This window comes from Promicromonospora sp. NPDC057488 (assembly GCF_042802395.1).
Taxonomy (GTDB): Bacteria; Actinomycetota; Actinomycetes; order Actinomycetales; family Cellulomonadaceae; genus Promicromonospora.
Genome location: NZ_JBHVEG010000112.1, coordinates 1 through 20337, shown reverse-complemented (window position 1 = coordinate 20337; position 20337 = coordinate 1). Strand labels below are relative to the sequence as shown.

Here is a 20337-nt window from a genome sequence, read left to right as displayed (position 1 = left end):
GTGCGCGATCGCGCACTCCTCGCGATCAGAAAGGACACAATGATGTCGTCATTGCAGGAGACCTCACTGGGCGGTCCGGAAACAGCGACGCGACCGCCCGAGACGGTGGACCAGGTCCTTCGGAAGAAGAGCCCGGTCACCGCACGCAGAGCGATGGTCGCGTGGTCGTTCCTCCTCCCGTTCGCTGTTCTGTTCACCGTCTCTCTGATCATTCCCATGATCGTCGGCGTCCGGAACTCGTTCTTCACCCGTAAGTCCTCCGGAGGGGGGCTGTTCGGTGGCGGGGAGATGGTCGACCACTTCGTCGGGCTGGAAAACTATGTCGCCGCAGCGACGAACTCCGCCTTCTGGAGCGGGATGGGGCGAGTTCTCGGATATGGCCTCTGGCAGATCCCGATCATGATCGGGTGCGCGCTCGTCCTCGCTCTGCTGCTCGACTCGCTTCTCGTCCGCCGCGTCGGCGGTTTCAGGCTGGCCTATTTCGTTCCGTTCGCCATTCCCGGTGTGGTCGGAACCATGATCTGGATGTACCTGTACAACCCGAACCTCTCACCGTTCATGCAGCTGCTCCCGGACTGGCTGAACTTCATGTCGCCGAGGTTCGTGATGCTGGCCATCGGCAACGTCGTGTGGTGGCAGTTCGTCGGGTTCAACATGCTGGTCTTCCTCGCCGCGCTCCAGGCGATCCCGCGCGAGCTCTACGACGCCGCGCGTATCGACGGTGCGAGCGGCCTGCAGATCGCTCTGCGCGTCAAGATCCCGCTGCTGCGCAACTCCGCGATCCTGACCATCCTGCTGTCGATCATCGGGACGATCCAGCTGTTCGGCGAACCGGTGATCTTCGCGACCACCAATCCGTGGATCACGCAGACGTTCACGCCGATGATGATGGCGTACGGCTCCCAGGTGGGCCTTCTCGTGCCCGGTGGGCCAGGTCCCGGGGGAGCGATATCAGTGATGATGGCGCTCGTCGCCGGGCTCCTCGCCGCCATTTTCGTTCTGATCCAGAAGAAGTTGGTGAAGTAGCATGACGACGCTCGACACGAGTCGCATCGGAATAGTCGCGCGCATCAGGACGAGGGCACAACGCGGCGAGAGCGAGTACATTCCGCCACCTCGGTCGCTCATGCCGACCATGACAGCGCGCGTCCTGACAAAGATCCTTCTTCTCGTCGCCGCGGCCTACTTCGTCTTTCCCCTGGTGTGGATGTTGTTCTCGGTGACGAAGACCGACGCCCAGCTGGCCACGACCTTCGGATTCTGGTTCGGTCCGGAGAACCATCTCGTCGCGAACTTCCGGACCCTGAACGCCACCACCAACGGGATGTTCCTCCGCTGGGTCGGCAACTCCGTCTTCTACTCCGTCGCCTCGGCAGTGGGTGGGACGCTCTTCGGAGTCATGGCCGGTTACGCGATCGCCAAGTTCAGGTTCCCGGGCCGCAACCTCGCGTTCGGTGTCATCACCGCCTCGATGCTCCTGCCGACCGGCATCCTGACCGTGCCGCTGGTCTCCTGGTTCCACACGCTCGGGCTGGTCAACACGATCTGGGCCGTCCTCGTCCCGAGCTGTGTCTCCACGATGGGCGTCTTTCTCGGCATGATCTACGTCCGGTCATCCGTGCCCGACGAACTGATCGAGGCCGCCCGGATCGACGGCGCCGGGGAGTACCGGATCTTCTTCACCATGGTGCTGCGCATCATCGCGCCCGCCCTGGTGACGGTCTTCCTGTTCATGTTCGTCGGCACCTGGAACAACTTCCTGCTGCCGCTGATGGTGATCAACGACTCGGAGCTGATGCCCGTGTCGCTCGGGCTGTACGGACTGATCTCGGCGCTCAACACCAGCCGGCCCGCGGTGATCCTCGGTGCCCTGATCGGGATCATCCCGCTGATCATCCTGTTCTTCAGCCTGCAGAAGTACTGGCGCGCAGGCCTGACCTCGGGCGCCGTCAAGATGTGATCCCGCCAGGCGAGAAAGCTGTCCAGGTCGAACGTGTTGGAGGAATGGTCATGCTTGGCAACCACGAGAGCATCGCAGCACCGAGGGGCGTCCTGCCCCCGCGATTTCGCGCCGCCGACGGCGGTGAGGCGGGATCCGTGCGCGTCCCGCTCGACGGCACCTGGCGGTTCCGTCTGTTCGCCGAGGCGGAGACCGGGGTCTCGCCGGCGGACCCCGGCGAGGACTGGGACGCGATCCAGGTCCCCGGGCACTGGCAGCTCGCCGGGGCCCCGGACTCCTGGCCCTACGGCAAGCCGGTCTATACCAACATGCTGTACCCGATCCCGCTCGACCCTCCCCACGTCCCGAGCGCCAACCCGACCGGTGAGTACCGCCGGCACTTCGCAGTTCCGAGGGGGTGGCTGGGCAGCGGCCGGGTCGTTCTTCGGTTCGAGGGCGTCGACTCGTGGTGCGAGATCGCGGTCAACGGCACGGTGCTCGCCCAGTCGCACGGGTCACGGCTGCCGACCGAGGTCGACGTCACGGATGCGGTCGCACACGGAGTGAACCTGCTCGCGGTGCGGGTCACGCAATGGTCGGCCATGACGTATGTCGAGGACCAGGACCAGTGGTGGCTGTCGGGCATCTACCGTCCGGTGACGCTGGAGCACCACCCGGAGGGCGGGATCGGCCATGTCGAGGTCCTCGCCGACTACGACCACACGTCGGGTCACGGAACGCTCCAGGTCGCCGTGGAGGGCTACGACGGGCGCCCGCATCCGGACGCGGTCGTGCGCATCGCGGAGCTCGGCCTGGAGACACCAGCCGGCGACGTCGTCACAGCCGCCGTGGAGCCCTGGAGCGCCGAGGTGCCGCGGCTCTACGACGTGGAGGTCAGGAGCTCGGCACAGACAGTGGTGCTGCGGATCGGGTTCCGGTCGGTGTCCACCGCAGGAGGCGTGCTGACCGTCAACGGCTCCGCGATCAAGCTCTACGGCGTGAACCGGCACGAGTTCGAGCCGGGACGCGGCCGAGCCGTCACCCGCGAGGCGATGCTGGCCGACGTGGTGCTCATGAAGCAGCACAACATCAACGCCGTCCGCACGAGCCACTACCCGCCGCACCCGCACTTCCTGGACCTGTGCGACGAGTACGGGCTGTACGTCATCGACGAGGGCGACATGGAGACCCACGGGTTCGTGTTCGAGGACTGGGTGGGCAACCCGGTGAACGACCCGGCCTGGCGGGACGTGCTCGTCGACAGGGTCCGCCGCATGGTCCGCCGCGACGCCCACCACCCCGGCGTCATCATGTGGTCGCTTGGCAACGAGGCCGACCGTGGCTGCAACGTCGAACCCATGTTCGCCGCCGTCCGTGAGCTCGACCCGACCCGGCCGGTGCACTACGAGGCCGACAAGACCTATGAGTTCAGCGACGTCTACTCGCGCATGTACCCGGACCTCACGGAGCTCCAGGAGATGGCCCGACGGGTCGACGGGCCCCAGCCGGCGGACGGCCCCCTGCCGACGGCGGAGATCTACGCGCGGCGGATGACCCTGCCGTTCCTCCTCTGCGAGTACGCCCACGCCATGGGCAACGGGCCGGGCGGGCTGACCGAGTACGTGGACGTCCTCGACGCCCACGAGCGTGCTGCCGGCGGCTTCATCTGGGAGTGGATCGACCAGGGAATCGCCACGCGGGACGTGGACGGGAACCTGTTCTACGGGTACGGAGGCGACTTCGGCGAGGAGCTGCACGACGGCTCCTTCGTGGCCGATGGGCTCCTCTTCCCGGACCGGACGCCCTCGCCCGGACTGGTGGAGGCGGCCGCGGTGTACGCGCCGGTCAGCATCCGGCAGCGCGCGGACGACGTGCTCACGGTGCGCAACCGGTACGCGTTCCGCACCCTCGAGCACGTCGCCCTGCGCTGGGAGCTCGTCGCCGACGGCGAGACCGTCGCCGAGGGCACGACAGACCTCGCACCGCTGGCGCCCGGTCAGGCGGCGGAGCTGCGCGCCGCGGAGGTCGTCGGAGAGACGAGACTTCCCGCGGAGACCGCCGTGTGGTGGGTGCTGAGCGCGTACTGGCGCCCGGAGGCCCGCCCCGACTGGGCCGCCCCGGAGCACCTGCTCGGGCGGGGCCAGGTGCAGCTGCAGAGCGGCTCACGCCCGCAGGACGCGACGGGGACGATCACGGTCCTGGAGGACGGTTGGCGCGTCGGGCCGCTCCGGCTCGACGGGGCAGGACGGCTCGTCTCCGTCGGCGGCACCCAGGTCTCCCTGGCACGCGTGGACGCCTGGCGCGCGCCGACCGAGAACGACCAGCGCAAGACCTTCACCAGCATCAGCGACCAGAAGGCCTGGGACATCCCGGGTCTGCACCGACTCCACGAGTCGGTCCGTTCGGTCAGCCGAGACGGAGACGCCGTCGTCGTGACCGCGCGCGCCGCCGGAGCGGGGCGCACCCTCGGGTTCGGTGTGCGGTACACCTTCCGGGCCGTCGACGAGAAGACGGCCGACGTGACGGTCGACATCACGCCGCAGGGACTGTGGCCGGGAACCCTGGCCCGCATCGGCTGGCTCCTTGCGCTCGAGCAGCCGGACGCTGCCTCCGTGGACATCGCATGGACCGGCCAGGGCCCCGGCGAGTCGTACGCCGACTCCTCGCGGGCGGCCCGCATCGGCCGGTGGCGGCACACCGTGGAGCAGTGGCAGACGCCGTACCTGAACCCGCAGGAGAACGGAGCGCGACGCGGGGTCACCGAGGCGACGTTCTCCCTCGACGCCGGCCCGCTGACCCTGGCCGGCACCGAGTCCACCGTCGGCGGGCGGACCACCGACGGCGTGACGCTCACGGCACGCCCCTGGTCGGACCAGGCGCTCGCGACGGCCCGGCACCCGAACGAGCTCGAGGCCGACGGGCTGCTGTGGCTTCACGTCGACGCGGCCGTCCACGGACTGGGTACCGCCGCGCTGGGACCGGCCCCGACTCCCGGCACGGGCCTGTGGCCGACGCCGGCCACCGTTCAGCTGCGCATCACAGCCGGCTGAGCACTGCCCAGCCGACCCCTTCACATCGGACGACAACATGCCTTCTCAACAAATTTGGTTCGACGCGCCTGCTCACGTCTGGACCGAGGCCCTGCCCCTCGGGAACGGGCGTCTCGGTGCCATGGCGTTCGGCGGCGTCGTCGACGACAGGTTCCAGCTCAACGAGGACAGTGCCTGGTCGGGAGCACCGGCGTCGGCGGGAGGTGCTCCGGGTCTGGCGGGCGACGACGGTCCCGCGGTGCTGGCTGAGGCCCGGGCGCTGGTCGCCGCGGGTGCGGTCCGGGCGGCCGAAGAGGTCGTCAAGCGGCTGCAGCGCGGTCACTCGCAGGCGTACCAGCCCGTCGGCGACCTGTGGATCCGTTCCCGTGCGGCGGCCCACCCGGCCGGGTCTCGTCCCGAGGGGTACCGGCGCTGGCTCGACCTCGCGACGGCGACCACCGGTCAGCAGTGGCGGTCGGGGGCCATGAGCGTCACGCAAGAGGCGATGATCAGCCATCCCCATCAGGTGCTGGCCATCAGACGGCGCAGCGTCGGTGGTCTTCTCGACCTGGAGGTCGGACTGGCAGGTGCGCATCCCTCGCCGGAGCTGCTCGTCGGGACGGGCACGGCGCTGCTGGTGCAGCGGCTGCCGTCCGACGTGTTCCCCCCGCACGAGAAGGTGCCTGAGCCGGTCGTCTACGACGACGCACCCGGTGCTTCTGCCACCGTCGTGACAGGGATGCGCCTCCTGACCGACGGCGTCACCAGCGTCGAGGCCGGTGGCTTACGCGTCACCGGTGCGACCGAGGTGGTGGTGCTGCTCGCCGTCCATACCGACGTCGACGTGACGTCGGTGGTCCCCGTGCCGCTCCGCGGAGACCGGGAGCGCCTGGCCGCGTCGGTTCGTGCGACGCTCGACGCCGCGGCGGAGCTGCCCTTCGACGAGCTCCGCGGAGCCCACGTCACCGACCACGCGAGGATGTACGGCAGGGTCGAGCTCGACCTGCACGAGCCGGCCGGCGTCGCGGGGCTGACCACTCCTGCGCGGCTCGAGCGGTCTGCCGCGTCCGGCGACGACCCCGCACTCGCCGCACTCGCCTTCCGGTACGGGCGGTACCTGATGATCGCCGGCTCTCGCCCCGGCACCGTGCCGCTGAACCTGCAAGGGATCTGGAGCGACGCCGTCCGCCCTCCGTGGAGCTCGAACTTCACGACCAACATCAACCTGCAGATGAACTACTGGCCGGCCCACCCGGCGAACCTGGACGAGTGCGCGGCACCCCTGCACGCGTTCCTGCGCCGTCTCCAGGCTCGCGGTGCGGTCGTCGCGCGGGAGATGTACGACGCCGACGGCTGGGTGGTCCACCACAACGCCGACCTGTGGGGCTTCGCCTGGCCGGTGGGGGAGGGCACCCTCGATCCTCGGCACGCCGCCTGGCAGCTCGGCAGCGTCTGGCTCGCCCAGAGCATCTGGGAGCACCATGCCTTCACCGGCGACATCGACCAGCTGCGGCACATGTGGCCCGTGCTTCGCGGCGCCGTCCAGTTCGGACTCGACTGGCTCGTTCCCGACGGACGCGGGGGCTTGATGACCAGCCCGTCGACCAGCCCCGAGAACACCTACCTCCTGCCCGACGGGTCACCGGCGGCTCTCACCGTGAGCACAACCGCCGACATGGCGCTCCTGCAGGAGCTGTTCCAGCAGTGCCTGGCCGCCATGGACGTGTTGGACGTGGAGGACGACGAGCTCGCCGCCACGGTGCGCGATGCGCTCGCGCGCCTTCCGCGACCACGCGTCATGCCGGACGGAAGGTTCGCCGAGTGGCCCACCGACGTGGCCGACGCCGAACCCGACCACCGTCATCAGAGCCACCTCGTCGGGCTCTACCCGGGCACCAGCATCAACATCGACCGACGCCCCGACCTGGCGGCTGCCGCGCGAGCCAGCCTGACGGCGAGAGGCCCGGAGTCCACGGGCTGGGCACTGGCCTGGCGGCTCGCGCTGCGCGCACGACTGCGTGACCCGCAGGGTGCGGAGGCATGTCTCGCGGCCTACCTGCGACCCACCCCGGCTGTGCCACCGGGACAAGTCGTCTCCGAAGGAGGCGGCGTCTACCCGAACCTGTTGTGTGCCCACCCTCCCTTCCAGATCGACGGCAACTTCGGCTTCGTGGCCGGCGTCGTCGAGCTCCTGCTGCAGTCCCACCAGGGCGAGCTCCACCTCCTGCCGTGCCTGCCCGAGACCTGGCGGGACGGAGCAGTGCGGGGCCTGCGGGCGCGAGGCGGGATCGAGGTTGATATCGAGTGGCGCGACGGTGTGCTGGCCGAGGCACGACTGCGTGCGGACCGTGACTCGGTGGTGCGGGTCCGTACGGCCGGGGAGGTGGTGAGCATCGCTCTCGCTGCGGGCCGGCGCGTCGGGCTGGACGCGCGTCTCCAAGAACTTGCAGGTCAGGGACAGAACGCGCAGTTCAACGTCTGACTCCGAGTACGTCCTCGCGCGTCGCCGCGTCGTCCGCCGTGCTCGGGTCGTCGCCCCTGCTCGGGCCGTCGAGGAGCGCGTCGTCGGCCGCGGGCTCGGCACGGTCGCGCAGAGAGACGGCGCCGATCGCGAGCGTGAGGAACCCGGCGGCGGCGAGCAGGGCGCCGCCGGTCCCGGCCAACGACTGGACGAGCACGAGCACCGCGATCCCAACCGAGGCGCCGAGCTGCACCGAGGTCTGCACGACGCCCGAAGCGGCGCCCGCGAACCGGGGCGCGACGGAGGTCATGACGGTGAGGTTCACGCCGAAGTACACGACGCCCGCACCGAACCCGGTCGTCGCCATGCCTGCGATGAGCAGGCCGGAGGCGGTGCCGGAGGGCGCGGCGACCGCGAGGACCACCATCCCGACGGTGGCGAGGCCGAGCCCTGTGCGCAGCACGGCACGCACGCCGAACGCCCGCACCAGCCGGCTCGCCGACAGGGCGCTCGCGAGCTGCGGCGCGGTGAACACGATGAAGAGCGAGCCGATCGCTATGGGGGCGAGCCCGAGTCCGGTGCCGAACAGCTGCGAGAGGAAGAACACCACGCCGGTGAGGGCGCCCGCCGCGAGACCGTTGGCGAGGAACGCGCCCACGATGCTCCGGCGTGCGAACAGCTCCAGGGGCACCAGCGGCTCGGCCGCGGACCGCAGGCGCAGGACCAGCCCGACGATCGCGACCACGGAGACGGCGAGGCTGACCACGACCGCCGGGCCGAAGCGGTGCGTGCCCGCGAGTTGGACGAACGCCAGCACGACGCCCACGGTGCCCGCGATGGTGAGCGCGGCGCCCACGAGGTCGAGCCGGTGGCGGTCGGGTGAACGCAGGGCGGGCACGAAGAAGGGGGTCAGCGTGAGCAGCGCGACGCCGAGCGGCACGTTGAGCCAGAAGACCCAGCGCCAGTCCAGCCACTGCACGATCACGCCGCCCAGGATCATCCCGAGCGAGAAGCCGACCCCGAGCACGACGCTGAACCAGCTGAGCGCCTTGGTCCGTGCGTGGCCCGTGAAGGTGTGCGTGACGATCGCGAGCACCGCGGGCGATGCCACGGCCCCACCCACGCCCTGCAGGGCGCGCGCCGCGACGAGAGAGCTGGGGTCCCAGGCGAGTGCTGCGGCGCCCGAACCGATCGTGAAGACGGCCAGGCCGAGCAGCAGGGTCCGGCGTCGCCCGATCACGTCGCTCAGCCGGCCGCCCACGATGAGCAGTCCGCCGTAGGTGAGCAGGTAGGCGTTGACGACCCAGGAGAGGGTCGCGGCATCGAAGCCGAGGTCCGTCTGGATGCGGGTGAGGGCGACGTTGACGATCGCGGTGTTGATGGTGACGACGAGCGTCGTCGCCAGGACGACGGGCAGGAACGCCGCTGACGGCGGGTGGTCGGCGGCGGGCGGGGGCACGGACATGGTGAGCTCTCCAGGCAGTTAAACGGACGCTACGTCCGCCTAGCCTATGTGGACGTAGCGTCCGCTTGTCAAGTATGGTCGGACCATGGCATCCGACCGGCCCCTGCGTGCCGATGCACGGCGCAACGCGCTCCTCGTCATCGAGGCGGCGCGCACCCTCTTCGCCGAGCGTGGGGTCGATATCCCGATGGAGGACGTCGGGCGGGCGGCCGGGGTCGGCAAGGGCACGCTGTACCGGCGGTTCCCGACGAAGGACCACCTCATCGCCGCGGTGAGCCGCGACCGGTTCGACCGCCTGACCGCCGCGGCCGGCGAGCTCGCGGCGGAGTTCCCCGACCCCGTCGACGCGCTCGGCGCGTGGCTGCGGGACTACGACCGCAGCGCACAGCAGTACCGGGGGCTGCGGGCGGTCGAGAGCGCCGGCATCGCCGACGCGGGTTCGGCGATCTTCACCGACTGCGCGCCGATGAAGGAACGTGCGGGCGTGCTCCTCGCGGCCGCCCAGGCGGTCGGTGGCGTGCGTGCCGACGTCGAGATCACGCCGTTGCTGAGCCTCGTCGCGTCGCTGCCGGACGCGTTCCGAGCCCCCGACGGGTCGAGCCTGCTGCTGCCGGTGGTCCTGCGCGGCATCGCAGGGGTCCGCGCGGGGTAGGTCCACCCCGGCCCCGTGCCGCACGGAGAGGCGAGTGGCTCACACCGCCTGAGCCGCCTCCGCCCGGGCGTCGAGCATCCGGGCGTCGAGCATCCGCACGGTGGCGTCGACGGACCCGAGGGTGGCGGCGTCGTGGGAGACCAGCAGGGTCGCCGCCCCGGTCTCGCGCGCCAGGCCGGTGATCAGCTCGACCACGTGGGTGCCGCGCTCGTGGTCGAGGGCCGACGTCGGCTCGTCGACGAGGAGCACCTGCGGGCGGCCGACGAGCGCCCGCGCGATCGCGACCCGCTGCCGCTGCCCGCCGGACAGCCGCGCCGGCCGTCGGTCGTGCAGGCCGGCGAGCCCGACGGCGTCCAGCAGCTCCAGGGAGCGTGCGCGCACGCTCGCGGGCCGGTGCCCGCGGAGGTGGGCGTGCAGCTCGAGCTGTTCGAGCGCGGTGAGCGAGCCGAGCAGGTTGGGCGACTGGAAGACCATGCCGATCCGCTCGAGCCGCACGCGGGTCGCGTCCACCACGGTCGTGGTGGGCGTGAACACCGTCTCGTCGCCGATCGCGACCGTGCCGCGGCTGGGCGGGGTCAGCCCGGCGGCCACCGCCAGCAGGCTGGACTTCCCGGCCCCGGAGGGACCGAGCAGGGCCGTGGTGGTTCCGGCGGGGATCCGGAGGTCGACGTCGTCCACCGCGGTGAGCGTGCTGTCGCCGTCGGGGTAGACGAGGGTGATGCCGTCCAGGCGCAGGTCCATGGGTTTCTCCTTCAGGGGTGGGTGGGGTGGGCCGCGTGCCCGGTCAGCGGGCGGCGAGGGCGGCGTGCGGGTCGACGCGTGCGACACGCGCCACGGCGACGCCCGCGCCGACGAGCCCGAGCAGGATGAGACCGCCGGCGGGCACCAGGGTCGTCGCGGTGGTCAGGACGACCGGGACGGCGTCGGGCAGCAGGGCGGCGCCGGCGGCGGTGAGCCAGGTGCCGACCGCGACGCCGCCGACCAGCAGCACCGCGGCCTGCCCGAGCGCGTCCCGCAGCAGGTAGCGGGTGGAGGCGCCGAGCGCCTTGAGCACGGCGACGTCGCCGGTGCGGCTGATGGTCCAGACGGTGAAGAACGCGCCGACCACCAGGGCGGAGATGACGAGGAGGAAGACCTGCATCGTCGTCAGCGAGGTGTTCTCGCCCACGAAGGAGGACACCGCCGACCGGGCGTCCGACGTGGTGACGGTGGTGGTCCCGAGGGAGTCGTCCCCGGCGGCGAGGTCCGTCCCGCCGGTGCCGGAGGTCGTCAGCGCGACCACCGTCGCGACCGCGCCGTCCGCCGGCGCCGCCGGCCCGCGGGCGCCGACGGCCTGCCAGTCCTCCAGCGTGGTCCAGACCACGGGCGTGTGCGAGAACGACTGGTCCGCGTCGACGGTCCGCGCGACCGTCAGCCGCTGCCCGCCGAGCGTGACCGTGTCACCGGGGCCGACGTCGAGCGCGTCGGCGGCGCCCGGGGTGAGCACCACCGTGCCAGGCGCGACGTCGGCGTCCCCGGCGTCCCCGGGCACGAGGTCCGTCTCCGGAGCCACGCCGAGCGCGGTGACCGCCGCGGTGGTGCTGCCCGACTCGGCGCGGGTGGTCGCCACCCCCAGCGGCTCGGCGGACGCGATGCCCGGCTCTCCGGCCCACCCCTCCCACTGCTCCTGGGTGACGCGGGACGCCGTGAACTCGGGGGAGTCGCCCGCGGCCGGCATCGAGAACGCCAGGTGGTCGGCGGGCAGGTCGGTCACGGCCGACGTCGACTCCCGCGCCAGCCCCGCCGTGAGGGAGGCCAGGAAGGTCACGAGAAAGGTGATGAGCACGATCACCACGGACATGAGGACGAAGCGTCCACGAGCATGCTTGAGATCGCGCAGGGCGACGAACACGAGATTCCTCCACAACGGTTGCCGGTACGGGTACCAGCCTCCGCGCCGGGCGGACGGCGGTCATCGGCGGCGGGGGTGATCGCGGGCCGCCGAACGATGGACCGGCGGATCAACCTTTCGGACGATGCGCGGACCTACCGCCTGGCTATCGTGGACGGGTGACCCGCCCTTCCCCGTCCGCGGCGACCTCGTCCCCGGCGACGCGCGGCCTCGTCGTCGGGCTCGACCTCCTGCTGGTGGTCCTCGTGGTCATCGCCGTGGTCCAGGCCCCGCCGGGAACCGGGTTGCCCGCGGCGCTCGCGGGCGGCGTGCTCCTGGCCGGCTATGTCGTGGGACGGGCCCTGGTGCGGGTGCACGAGCGGTCCGTGGACACACCCCGGGGCCGCTGGTGGCCCGACGTCGCCTGGATCGCCGGCCTGACCGCCCTGTGGGTGGTGCTGCTGTGGCTGTCCCCGGCGGCCCTGTGGGTGGCGTTCCCGCTCATGATCCTGCAGATGCACGTCCTCGGGCCCCGCCGGGGCGTCGCCGCGGTCGTCCTGACCGCGGTCGTGACCGTCGCCGACGGCCTCCTGACCCGGACCGGGCCGGGCGAGCCGTGGACCGGGTACGTCCTGGGGCCCCTGCTCGGGGCGGCCGTCGCCGTGGGCGTGGTGCTCGGCATCGAGGCGTTCGTCCGTGAGGCGCAGAGCCGGCAGCGCACCGTGGACGAGCTGACCCGGGCCCGCCGCCACCTCGCCCAGGCCGAGCGGGAGCGAGCGGTCACGGACGAGCGCGCCCGCCTGGCCCGCGACATCCACGACACCCTCGCGCAGTCGCTGTCCGCGATCGAGCTCCTGCTGCGCGCGGCGGAGGACGCGGTGGGCTCCGACGAGGAGAGGGCGCGCGCCCTCGTCGGCCAGGCCCGGTCCGCCGCGCGCGACGGCCTGGCGGAGGCCCGGCGCGTGGTGCAGGACCTGACGCCCGCCGACCTCGACCGCACCACCCTGCTGGGGGCGCTGCGCCGGGTCGCCGAGCGCACGGCGGCCGGTCGCGACGGCACCGGGGCGCGCCCCCTGGCGGTCACCGTGCAGACCGGCGGCACCCCGCGACCCCTGCCCGTGCCGCTGGAGACCGCGCTGCTGCGCATCGCCCAGTCCGCGCTCGCCAACGTCGACGAGCACGCCGGCGCCTCCCGCGCGGAGGTCACGCTGACCTACGCGCCCGAGACCGTCACCCTGCGCGTCGCGGACGACGGCGTGGGCCTCGGCCCGGCGGGCGCGGTTCCGGCGGCGACGACGACGGCGGCGGCCCCGGCCGCGGGGTCCGGCGGGCGCGGCTTCGGCCTCCCCGCGATGCGCTCCCGGGTGCGGGAGCTGGGCGGCGAGCTCGCGCTGGAGGGGCCGGCCGGCGCGGGGACGGTCCTCACGGTGACGCTGCCCGTCCGCGCGGGGGAGGATGCCCGATGATCGACGTCGTCGTCGCCGACGACCACCCCGTGGTCCGCGCCGGGCTGCGCGCCGTGATCGACGGCCAGCCGGACATGCGCGTCGTCCACGAGGCGGCCACCGCCGAGGACCTGCTGCGCTGGCTCGACGGCGGGTGCCGGGCCGACGTCGTCCTGCTCGACCTGCGGTTCGGCGACACCCGGATGAGCGGCGCGGAGGCCACCGGGAGCGTCGTCCGGCGGCACGCTACGCCCGTGCTCGTGGTCACGACCTACGGGACCGACGCCGACATCCTGGCGGCCGTGGAGGCGGGCGCGACCGGCTACCTGCTCAAGGACGCGCCGACCGAGGAGCTCGCCCGGGCGATCCGTTCCGCCGCCGCGGGGGAGGTCGCGCTCGGCGCGGACGTGCAGCGGCGGCTGCTGGGCCGCGTGCGTACCCCCGCCGAGACCCTCAGCGGGCGTGAGCTCGAGGTGCTGCGGCTGGTCGCGGCGGGGCGCTCCAACGACGCCGTCGCCCGCGAGCTGTTCGTCTCGGTGGCGACGGTGAAGTCGCACCTCGCGCACATCAACACCAAGCTCGGTACCCAGTCCCGGACCGAGGCGGTGGCCACGGCCCGGGAGCGCGGGATGCTCTGACCCCGCGCCGAGCCGGCGGGCAGCACGCGACAACGGTCGCGGCCACCCGCCGGCGGGGTCCCTGAGCCCTGACGCCGCTAGCGGCGCACGGGGTGCTGCCGCTCGAGGGAGGCGCCCTCGACGTCGACGTCGGGCAGGAGGCGGTCGAGCCAGCGGGGGAGCCACCAGGCGCTGTTGCCGAGCAGGTGCATGAGCGCGGGCATGAGGAGCATGCGGACGACGAACGCGTCGACCAGCACCCCGAACGCGAGGCCGAACCCGACCGACCGGATCATGGCGGACTCGGCGAACACGAAGCCGCCGAAGACCGAGACCATGATCAGGCCCGCGGCGATCACGACCGAGCGGCCCGCCCGGAACCCGCGGGCGACGGCGAGCCGGGCCGGGGCACCGTGCACGTAGGCCTCGCGCATGCCGGTGGCGAGGAAGAGCTGGTAGTCCATGGCCAGCCCGAACAGGATGCCCACCAGGATGATCGGCAGGAACGACAGGATCGGCCCGGTGCTGTCCAGGCCGATCAGGCTCGCCCCGAAGCCCTGCTGGAAGACGGCGGTGATCGCGCCGTACGTGGCGAACAGCGACAGGACGAAGCCGCCGGTCGCGATCAGGGGCACCAGGATCGAACGGAAGACCAGCACCAGGATCAGCAGCGACAGGCCCACCACCACGAGCAGGTAGAGCGGCAGCGCGTCGTTCAGGCTCTCGGAGATGTCGATGTTGATCGCGGCCTGGCCGGCGATGCCGAGTGCCGCCTGGCCGCCGTCCTCCAGGGCGACGGGCGGCAGGTCGCGCAGGTCGCGCACGAGCTGCTCGGTGGTCTCGCTGTTGGGGCCGTCGGCCGGCACCACCTGGAAGGCGGTCAGCGAGCCGTCGTCGGAGGTCGCGGCCGGGGCGACGGCGGCGACGTGCTCGACGTCTGCGAGGGCCGAGCCGATCGCGAGCTGCGCCTCGGTCTGCTGGGTGTCGTCGAGGCCGGCCGGGAGGTCGGCCGAGACGATGAGGCGACCGTTGGCGCCCGCACCGAACTCGTCGGCGGTGATCGTGTAGGCGCGCTCGGCGAGCGAGCCGGCCGGCTCGGACGAGCCGTCCGGCAGGCCGACCCGCATCGACAGCGCGGGGATCGCCAGCGCGAGCAGGCCGACCACCGTCAGCACCGTCGTCAGGACCGCCCGGCCGGTGGACATCTCCCGGACGTGCGCGACGGCCTCGTCCTGGCCCGCGGTGGCGCGCCGGGCGCGGCGGCTGAGGATGCGCTCGCCGACCAGGCCCAGCAGCGCCGGGGTCAGCGTGATCGCGATGAGCACGGCGATGGCCACGCAGGCCGCACCCACGGTGCCCATGAGGCCCAGGAACGGGATACCGGTGATGTTGAGCGCGAGCAGCGCGACGACGACAGTGCTGCCCGCGAAGACGACCGCCGTGCCCGAGGTGCCGTTGGCCAGCCCGATCGACTCGCGCACGTCGGCGCCGTGCAGCAGCTGCTTGCGGTGCCGGTTGAGGATGAACAGCGCGTAGTCGATGCCGACGGCCAGGCCGAGCATGAGGCCGAGGACGGGAGTCACGGAGGCCATCTCGATCACGCCGGAGAACGACAGGGCGCCGAGCGCGCCGATGCCCACGCCCGTCAGCGCCGTCACGATCGGGATGCCGGCGCCCACGACGGTCCCGAGCATCACCAGCAGCACGATCGCGGCGACGACCAGGCCGGCGACCTCACCGGGCCCGACCAGGCTCGGCACGCCCTGCGAGATGTCGGAGGAGACGGCGACCTCGACGCCGTCCACGGGCGTGCCGGTGAAGTGGTCGACGACCGCCGTCTTGGACGCGTCCTGCAGCTCCAGCCGCGGCTCGGTGAAGGCAATGTTGACCTGCGCGGCCGCACCGTCCTCCGACACCACGCGGATGTCGCGGGCCAGGTCGAGCAGCGCGGCGCCGGTCGCCAGCTCCTGGGCGTTGCGCTCCAGCTCCGCCAGGCCGTCGTCGAGCTCCTCCTGTCCCTGGCGCAGCTCGTCGCGTCCGTCGTCGAGCTGCGCCTGCTGCGCGTCGAGCTCGCCCTGCTGCGCGTCGAGCTGGCCGGTCGCGAAGCCCGCGGCCTCGGCCTGCGCGCGTCCCTCGTCGAGCTGGGCCTGGCCGTCGTCGAGCTGCTGCTGTCCGGCGTCGAGCTCCTCCGCGCCCCGGTCCAGCCGCTCCTGCCCGTCCGCCAGCTCCTGCCGGCCGTCCGCGATCTGCGCCTCGCCGTCCTCGAGCTCGGCGACCTGGTCGGCGCGCTCCGACTCGGCGGCGAAGGGGTCCACGACCTGCGCGACGTCGGGCAGGTCGCCCGCGTCGTCGGCCAGGGCGCTGATCTGGTCCTTCTGGGCGTCGGTGAACGCCGACCCGTCGGTGGTGGCGAACACGATCGTGCCCGAGGCCCCGGCGAGGTCGGGCAGCGCCGTCTCCAGCTCCTCGACCACCTCGGAGGAGGGCAGCCCGGGCACGTCGAAGCTGGTCGCGAGCTCGCCGGACCAGGCGGCGAACGCCCCGACGGTGCCGGCGAGCACGAGCACCCAGGCGCAGATCACCGCCCACGCGCGGCGTGCCGCGCCCTTGCCCAGCCGGTACAGCAGTTCCGCCATCGGTCTCTCCTCAAGTTCCAGTGGTCGAGCGCGATCAAGAATACGCGACGTTGCGTCTCGTTAATGCGCCCGTAGGATCGGGGGATGACGGAAGCGGAAGCGGTACCTCGACGACGAGGCGCCGCGCGCAGCGAGGCCGCCCGGCGGGCCATCCTCCGGGCGGCCTCGACGCTGTTCGCGACGCGGGGGTACGACCACCTGACCATCGAGGGGATCGCGGCCGAGGCCGGCGTCGCCAAGCAGACGATCTACCGGTGGTGGCCCTCCAAGGGTTCCGTCGTGGCGGAGGCGCTGCTGGAGGGCGAGCTGCTGCCGGGGCACTTCGAGGTGCCGGACACCGGCGACGTGCGGGCCGACCTCACGGCGTGGTTCGAGGACCTCTCGCGGTTCGTCGACGACCCGGACAACAGCCCGTTCATCCGGTCGCTCGTCGCGGCGGCGGCCGAGAACGGGGACATCGGCGCGCGGCTCGACGACGCCCTCGGCGGGTCGGAGCTCACGACCCGGGTCCAGGCCGCCGCGGCGTCCGGCGAGATCTGGGCGCAGACGCCGGTCCAGGAGGTGGTCGACGCGCTCGTCGGCGCCGTCGTGACCCGTGCGCTGCGCCGGGTGCCGTCGGCGCCGGAGAGCGCCCGCGCCCTGGTCGACCTGCTGCTGCGCTGACGGCGCGATCGCAAAAGTGCTTTGCAAAAGCTCTTTGCGGTCGTAGCGTGAGCGCATGACCGAGCACGAGGCCTGGCCGCCGCCCTGGTTCGACCCGGAGCGTTACGCGACGCTGACCCCGCACAACGTGCAGGCGCTGGCGCACCCGATCCGGTTCGCGCTGCTCCGGCTGCTGCGCGAGGACGGACCGGCGACGGCGTCGGGCCTGGCGCAGCGGGTGGGGCACTCCAGCGGCGTGACGAGCTACCACCTGCGCACGCTCGCGGACGCCGGGCTCGTGGTCGAGGACGAGGAGCTCGGCAACCGGCGCGACCGCTGGTGGAAGGCGGCGCACGAGAACGTCACCTTCACGCTGCGCGTGCCCGACCAGCAGGGCGACGCCGAGCAGCTCGAGACCGCGGCGCGGTACCTGCGCATGGTCGCCCAGGTGGGGCACGAGCGGGTGCTGGGCTACGTGAACGGCCTGCCCGAGCGGGGCGAGGAGGTCGCGGAGCTGCCCTGGCAGCTCGGCTACATCGACCTGTCGCTCACGTACGCCGAGGCCCGCGAGCTCTCGGCGCGTGTGGTCGAGGCGGTCGCCGCGTTCCGCCGGGACCAGTCCGGCCGGGCCCGCGGCCCGGGCGGCCCGGACGCGGACGGACCCGAGCGGCACCGGGCGGTGTTCCAGTACCAGCTCCTGCCGGACGACGACGACGCCGCGGGCGCCGCGGGGGCACGCGAGTGACCGCCGCCGAGCCGACGACGGCCGAGGTCGCGACGCCGCGCCGCCGGCTTCCGCTGGCCGCGGTGCTGGCGGCCTACGTCGTCTCCGTGACCTGCACGGCCGTGTCGGCCCTCGCGATCCCGTGGTTCGTGCTGACCACCACGGGGAGCGCGGCGCAGACGGGGCTCGTCGTGACGGCCGAGATGGCGCCGTACGTGCTGATGCAGGCCACCGCGGGCCCGGCGGTGGAGCGCTTCGGGCCGCGGCGGTCGAGCTGGTCGGCCAACCTGGCCGCCGGCGTGGCGCTGCTCGTCGTCCCCGTGCTCTACGTCAACGGGCACCTCGGGTTCGGCGCACTGCTCGCGGTCATCGCCTGCGCCGGCGCGTTCCGCGGCGTGGCCGACTGCGGCAGCGCCCCGCTCGTCCCCGCCGTCGCCCGCCTGGCCGGCGTGCCGCTCGAACGGGCGGCCGGGCTGCACTCCTCGGCCAGCCAGGGCGGCCAGCTCGTCGGCGCGCCGCTCGCCGCCGTCCTCCTGACGGTGGTCTCCCCGCCGACCGTCCTGATCGTGAGCGGGGGAGCGTTCTTCGTCGCCGCGCTGCTCGTCGCCCTGTGCGTCCCGCGCACCGTCGGCGCCCCGGCGGTGCGGGACGAGGTCGCGGACCCCTACCTGCGCCGGCTCGGCGCCGGCCTCGCCTTCCTCACGCGCGACCGGGTGCTGCTGGGGGTGGTCGTGATGGTCGCCGTCGGCAACCTGCTGAACGCCGGGCTCGGCAGCGTCTACCTGCCGTCCTGGGTGCGGGAGCACGATCTGTCGGTGGCCGCCGTCGGGACCGTGGCCGGCGGGTTCTCGCTGGGCGCCCTGGCGGGGAGCCTGATCGGGGCATGGGTGGCGCCGCGGGTGAACCGCTGGGCGCTGTACTCCTTCGGGTTCCTGTTGGGCGGCGCGCCGTGGTTCTTCGCGCTCGCGGTGAGCGACGAGGTGGTGCCCGTGCTGGCGGTGGTGGTGCTCTGCGGGATCGCGATGGGCGGCATCAACCCCGTGCTGGGCGCGGTGCAGTACGAGCGCATCCCGACCGAGATGCTGCCGCGGGTGCTGGGGGCGGTGAAGTCCCTGGCGTGGCTGGGGCTGCCGCTCGGGCCGCTGGTGGCGGGCGTGCTCGTCGACGGGGTCGGGCTGGTGCCCACCCTTCTCGCCGTGGGGGTGGCGTACGGGGCCCTGACGCTGACGCCGTTCGTGGTGCCGACGTTCCGGCTGCTGAATGGCGCCGCGCCTACCGGACCTCGCCCGCCGTCGGCCTGACGGCCGGCGTCAGACCAGGGTCCGCTGAGCCCATGTCCGGAAGTCCGTGGTGGGCAGGCCGAGGGCCCGGACGTGCTCCGGCCGGGCGGGCGTGCCGTTCGCGTTGATCCGCTCGACGCCGTTGACCATGGCGGGCAGCATGCCGCGCTCGACGGCCTCCTGCGGGGTGAGCACGGGGGCGCTGACCGGGCGACCCGTGACCTCGCCCAGGATCTCGGCGGTCTCGGTCATCGTCAGCATCTCGCCGGCGAGCTCGACCTCCATGCCGTCGAGCCGGCCGGGCTCGGTGAACGCGATCGCAGCGGCCTCCCCGATGTCGTCGACGGCGATCCAGGGGATCCGGGTGTCCGCGGCGAAGCCGGTGATGATCGTGCCGCTGGACCAGTCGCCGAACAGGTAGGACCAGCCGGTCAGGTTCTCCATGAAGGTCGCCGGCTTGAGGACCGTCCAGTGCTCGAAGCCGCCGGTGCGTACCGCCTCGTCGACGGCGTCCTTGCTCTCCCAGTAGTGCCTGTCCCAGCGGCCCTCGGACCAGCCGGGCTGGGCGCGGGCGAACTCTCCGGCGCCGGAGACGCTGCTGTGCACGACGTGCGAGACGCCCGCCTTGCGCGCGGCCTCGACGACGTTGCGGCCCCGGGTCACCTCCGCGTCGCCCTCCAGGTTCGTGACATCGGGGAACGGGATGGAGAACACGCCGTCCGCTCCCTCTGCCGCCGCGAGCAGCGACGCGGCGTCGTCCAGGTCACCGACGACCAGGTCGGCTCCCCGTTCTTCCAGGGCCTTCGCCCGGTCGGAGCGCGTGTCGCGGACCAGGGCGCGGACCGGGACCCCGCGGTCGAGCAGCGCCCGGGCGGTCGCCCCGCCCTGGTTGCCCGTCGCGCCGATGACCAGAACCGTCATGCTGCCTCCAAAGCTAAGTGGGGTGTCGCCCCGTTTACTGGTTCGGCTAACATATGGGGGACCACCCCACTTTGGCAACGGCGGATCATGAGAGCTGACGCACAACGCAACTACTCACGCATCGTGAGCGCGGCCTCCGAGGCGATCGCGCGCGACGGCGCCGACGCGTCGCTCGAGGCGATCGCACGGTCGGCAGGGGTGGGCTCGGCCACGCTGCACCGGCACTTCCCGTCGCGCTGGTCGCTGCTCGAAGCCGTCTTCCGCGACCGCATCGAGGGCCTGTGCGCCCGCGCGGAGGAGCTGCGGACCGCGCCGGACGCCCTCGAGGCGCTGAGCACCTGGCTCCGGGACGTGGCCGCGTACTCGACGACGACCCGCGGTCTGGCGGCGTCGATCCTGAACGCTCCGGCGGAGGAGAGCGACTCCTGCGGGGCGACGCTCGCCGCGGCGGGCGAGCCGTTGCGCCGCCGCGCGGTGGACGAGGGCGCCGTGCGCCCCGACGTCGCGATGGCCGACCTGCTGACCCTCGTCAACGCGATCTCGCTCGCCGCGCAGGAGGCCGGCGCGGCCGAGGCGGAACGGCTGGTCACGCTGGCCCTGGAGGGAGTCCGCCCGCGAGTGTCGAAGGTGGGGGCCGGGAGCTGAGGCTCCCGGCC

At 72.6% G+C, this 20337-nt stretch carries 17 protein-coding genes; 12 read left to right on the top strand and 5 right to left on the bottom strand.

What is annotated here, in order from left to right:
• The 4 genes from ACFU5G_RS20345 to ACFU5G_RS20330 all read left to right on the top strand — a co-directional run bounded on the left by ACFU5G_RS20345 (window position 1) and on the right by ACFU5G_RS20330 (window position 7450).
• Window positions 1-1026 (top strand): carbohydrate ABC transporter permease, encoded by a 1026-nt coding sequence (locus ACFU5G_RS20345; RefSeq protein WP_377248869.1) that lies wholly within the window; start codon window positions 1-3, stop codon window positions 1024-1026.
• Between the two features lie 109 nt (window positions 1027-1135).
• Entirely contained in the window at window positions 1136-1960 is an 825-nt protein-coding gene (locus ACFU5G_RS20340; protein ID WP_377248866.1) for a carbohydrate ABC transporter permease, read from the top strand.
• A 50-nt stretch (window positions 1961-2010) separates the two neighbouring features.
• Window positions 2011-4989 (top strand): glycoside hydrolase family 2 TIM barrel-domain containing protein, encoded by a 2979-nt coding sequence (locus ACFU5G_RS20335; RefSeq protein WP_377248863.1) that lies wholly within the window; start codon window positions 2011-2013, stop codon window positions 4987-4989.
• A gap of 37 nt (window positions 4990-5026) precedes the next feature.
• The gene (locus ACFU5G_RS20330; protein ID WP_377248860.1) at window positions 5027-7450 is read left to right on the top strand and encodes a glycoside hydrolase N-terminal domain-containing protein; all 2424 of its coding nucleotides are present in this window, start codon (window positions 5027-5029) and stop codon (window positions 7448-7450) included.
• Here ACFU5G_RS20330 and ACFU5G_RS20325 read toward each other — a convergent pair.
• Entirely contained in the window at window positions 7440-8894 is a 1455-nt protein-coding gene (locus tag ACFU5G_RS20325; protein ID WP_377248857.1) for an MFS transporter, read from the bottom strand. The two genes, ACFU5G_RS20330 and ACFU5G_RS20325, sit on opposite strands and share 11 nt — an antisense overlap.
• A gap of 85 nt (window positions 8895-8979) precedes the next feature.
• Between ACFU5G_RS20325 and ACFU5G_RS20320 the strand changes: the two genes are divergently transcribed.
• Complete coding sequence (locus ACFU5G_RS20320; RefSeq protein WP_377248854.1) at window positions 8980-9546, top strand: TetR/AcrR family transcriptional regulator; 567 nt, start codon at window positions 8980-8982, stop codon at window positions 9544-9546.
• Between the two features lie 39 nt (window positions 9547-9585).
• Here ACFU5G_RS20320 and ACFU5G_RS20315 read toward each other — a convergent pair whose 3' ends face one another.
• Both ACFU5G_RS20315 and ACFU5G_RS20310 read right to left on the bottom strand, forming a co-directional pair.
• The gene (locus tag ACFU5G_RS20315; protein ID WP_377248851.1) at window positions 9586-10287 is read right to left on the bottom strand and encodes an ABC transporter ATP-binding protein; all 702 of its coding nucleotides are present in this window, start codon (window positions 10285-10287) and stop codon (window positions 9586-9588) included.
• Window positions 10288-10330: 43 nt separating this feature from the next.
• Window positions 10331-11386: an ABC transporter permease gene (locus tag ACFU5G_RS20310; RefSeq protein WP_377248848.1), complete on the bottom strand. Its 1056-nt coding sequence runs from the start codon at window positions 11384-11386 to the stop codon at window positions 10331-10333.
• 21 nt (window positions 11387-11407) lie between these two features.
• On the opposite strand from ACFU5G_RS20310, the gene ACFU5G_RS20305 reads away from it, so the two are divergent.
• From ACFU5G_RS20305 to ACFU5G_RS20295, 3 genes are read left to right on the top strand one after another with little or no spacing between them, the layout of a single operon-like run.
• Entirely contained in the window at window positions 11408-11599 is a 192-nt protein-coding gene (locus ACFU5G_RS20305) for a hypothetical protein (protein ID WP_377248845.1), read from the top strand.
• Window positions 11596-12882 (top strand): sensor histidine kinase, encoded by a 1287-nt coding sequence (locus ACFU5G_RS20300; RefSeq protein ID WP_377248842.1) that lies wholly within the window; start codon window positions 11596-11598, stop codon window positions 12880-12882. The genes ACFU5G_RS20305 and ACFU5G_RS20300 overlap by 4 nt, the downstream gene beginning before the upstream one ends.
• Window positions 12879-13499, top strand: coding sequence for a response regulator (locus tag ACFU5G_RS20295; RefSeq protein WP_377248839.1), 621 nt, complete (start codon window positions 12879-12881; stop codon window positions 13497-13499). The genes ACFU5G_RS20300 and ACFU5G_RS20295 overlap by 4 nt, the downstream gene beginning before the upstream one ends.
• A gap of 77 nt (window positions 13500-13576) precedes the next feature.
• On the opposite strand, the gene ACFU5G_RS20290 is transcribed toward ACFU5G_RS20295, so the two are convergent.
• Window positions 13577-16114: an MMPL family transporter gene (locus tag ACFU5G_RS20290; protein ID WP_377248836.1), complete on the bottom strand. Its 2538-nt coding sequence runs from the start codon at window positions 16112-16114 to the stop codon at window positions 13577-13579.
• An 84-nt stretch (window positions 16115-16198) separates the two neighbouring features.
• Here ACFU5G_RS20290 and ACFU5G_RS20285 point away from each other — a divergent pair, with 84 nt between their 5' ends.
• The 3 genes from ACFU5G_RS20285 to ACFU5G_RS20275 are packed head-to-tail and all read left to right on the top strand — an operon-like array spanning window position 16199 to window position 18781.
• The gene (locus tag ACFU5G_RS20285) at window positions 16199-16777 is read left to right on the top strand and encodes a TetR/AcrR family transcriptional regulator (protein ID WP_377248833.1); all 579 of its coding nucleotides are present in this window, start codon (window positions 16199-16201) and stop codon (window positions 16775-16777) included.
• Window positions 16778-16832: 55 nt separating this feature from the next.
• Window positions 16833-17501: an ArsR/SmtB family transcription factor gene (locus ACFU5G_RS20280; protein ID WP_377248830.1), complete on the top strand. Its 669-nt coding sequence runs from the start codon at window positions 16833-16835 to the stop codon at window positions 17499-17501.
• Window positions 17498-18781 carry an MFS transporter gene (locus ACFU5G_RS20275; RefSeq protein WP_377248827.1) on the top strand — a complete coding sequence of 428 codons (1284 nt, stop codon included), beginning with the start codon at window positions 17498-17500 and terminating at the stop codon, window positions 18779-18781. Before ACFU5G_RS20280 ends, ACFU5G_RS20275 begins: the two co-directional genes overlap by 4 nt.
• Before the next feature lie 9 nt (window positions 18782-18790).
• On the opposite strand, the gene ACFU5G_RS20270 is transcribed toward ACFU5G_RS20275, so the two are convergent.
• A complete protein-coding gene (locus ACFU5G_RS20270) occupies window positions 18791-19681 on the bottom strand; it encodes an NmrA family NAD(P)-binding protein (protein WP_377248824.1) in 891 nt (296 codons plus the stop codon).
• Between the two features lie 123 nt (window positions 19682-19804).
• On the opposite strand from ACFU5G_RS20270, the gene ACFU5G_RS20265 reads away from it, so the two are divergent.
• A complete protein-coding gene (locus tag ACFU5G_RS20265) occupies window positions 19805-20326 on the top strand; it encodes a TetR/AcrR family transcriptional regulator (protein WP_377248821.1) in 522 nt (173 codons plus the stop codon).
• Window positions 20327-20337 lie beyond the last annotated feature (11 nt).

Coding starts and splice junctions, on each gene's coding strand:
- ACFU5G_RS20340 (WP_377248866.1), top strand. CDS start 1,136: ATGACAGCGCGCGTCCTGACAAAGATCCTTCTTCTCGTCGCCGCGGCC.
- ACFU5G_RS20335 (WP_377248863.1), top strand. CDS start 2,011: ATGCTTGGCAACCACGAGAGCATCGCAGCACCGAGGGGCGTCCTGCCC.
- ACFU5G_RS20330 (WP_377248860.1), top strand. CDS start 5,027: ATGCCTTCTCAACAAATTTGGTTCGACGCGCCTGCTCACGTCTGGACC.
- ACFU5G_RS20325 (WP_377248857.1), bottom strand. CDS start 8,894: ATGTCCGTGCCCCCGCCCGCCGCCGACCACCCGCCGTCAGCGGCGTTC.
- ACFU5G_RS20320 (WP_377248854.1), top strand. CDS start 8,980: ATGGCATCCGACCGGCCCCTGCGTGCCGATGCACGGCGCAACGCGCTC.
- ACFU5G_RS20315 (WP_377248851.1), bottom strand. CDS start 10,287: ATGGACCTGCGCCTGGACGGCATCACCCTCGTCTACCCCGACGGCGAC.
- ACFU5G_RS20310 (WP_377248848.1), bottom strand. CDS start 11,386: ATGTCCGTGGTGATCGTGCTCATCACCTTTCTCGTGACCTTCCTGGCC.
- ACFU5G_RS20305 (WP_377248845.1), top strand. CDS start 11,408: ATGCTTGAGATCGCGCAGGGCGACGAACACGAGATTCCTCCACAACGG.
- ACFU5G_RS20295 (WP_377248839.1), top strand. CDS start 12,879: ATGATCGACGTCGTCGTCGCCGACGACCACCCCGTGGTCCGCGCCGGG.
- ACFU5G_RS20290 (WP_377248836.1), bottom strand. CDS start 16,114: ATGGCGGAACTGCTGTACCGGCTGGGCAAGGGCGCGGCACGCCGCGCG.
- ACFU5G_RS20285 (WP_377248833.1), top strand. CDS start 16,199: ATGACGGAAGCGGAAGCGGTACCTCGACGACGAGGCGCCGCGCGCAGC.
- ACFU5G_RS20280 (WP_377248830.1), top strand. CDS start 16,833: ATGACCGAGCACGAGGCCTGGCCGCCGCCCTGGTTCGACCCGGAGCGT.
- ACFU5G_RS20270 (WP_377248824.1), bottom strand. CDS start 19,681: ATGACGGTTCTGGTCATCGGCGCGACGGGCAACCAGGGCGGGGCGACC.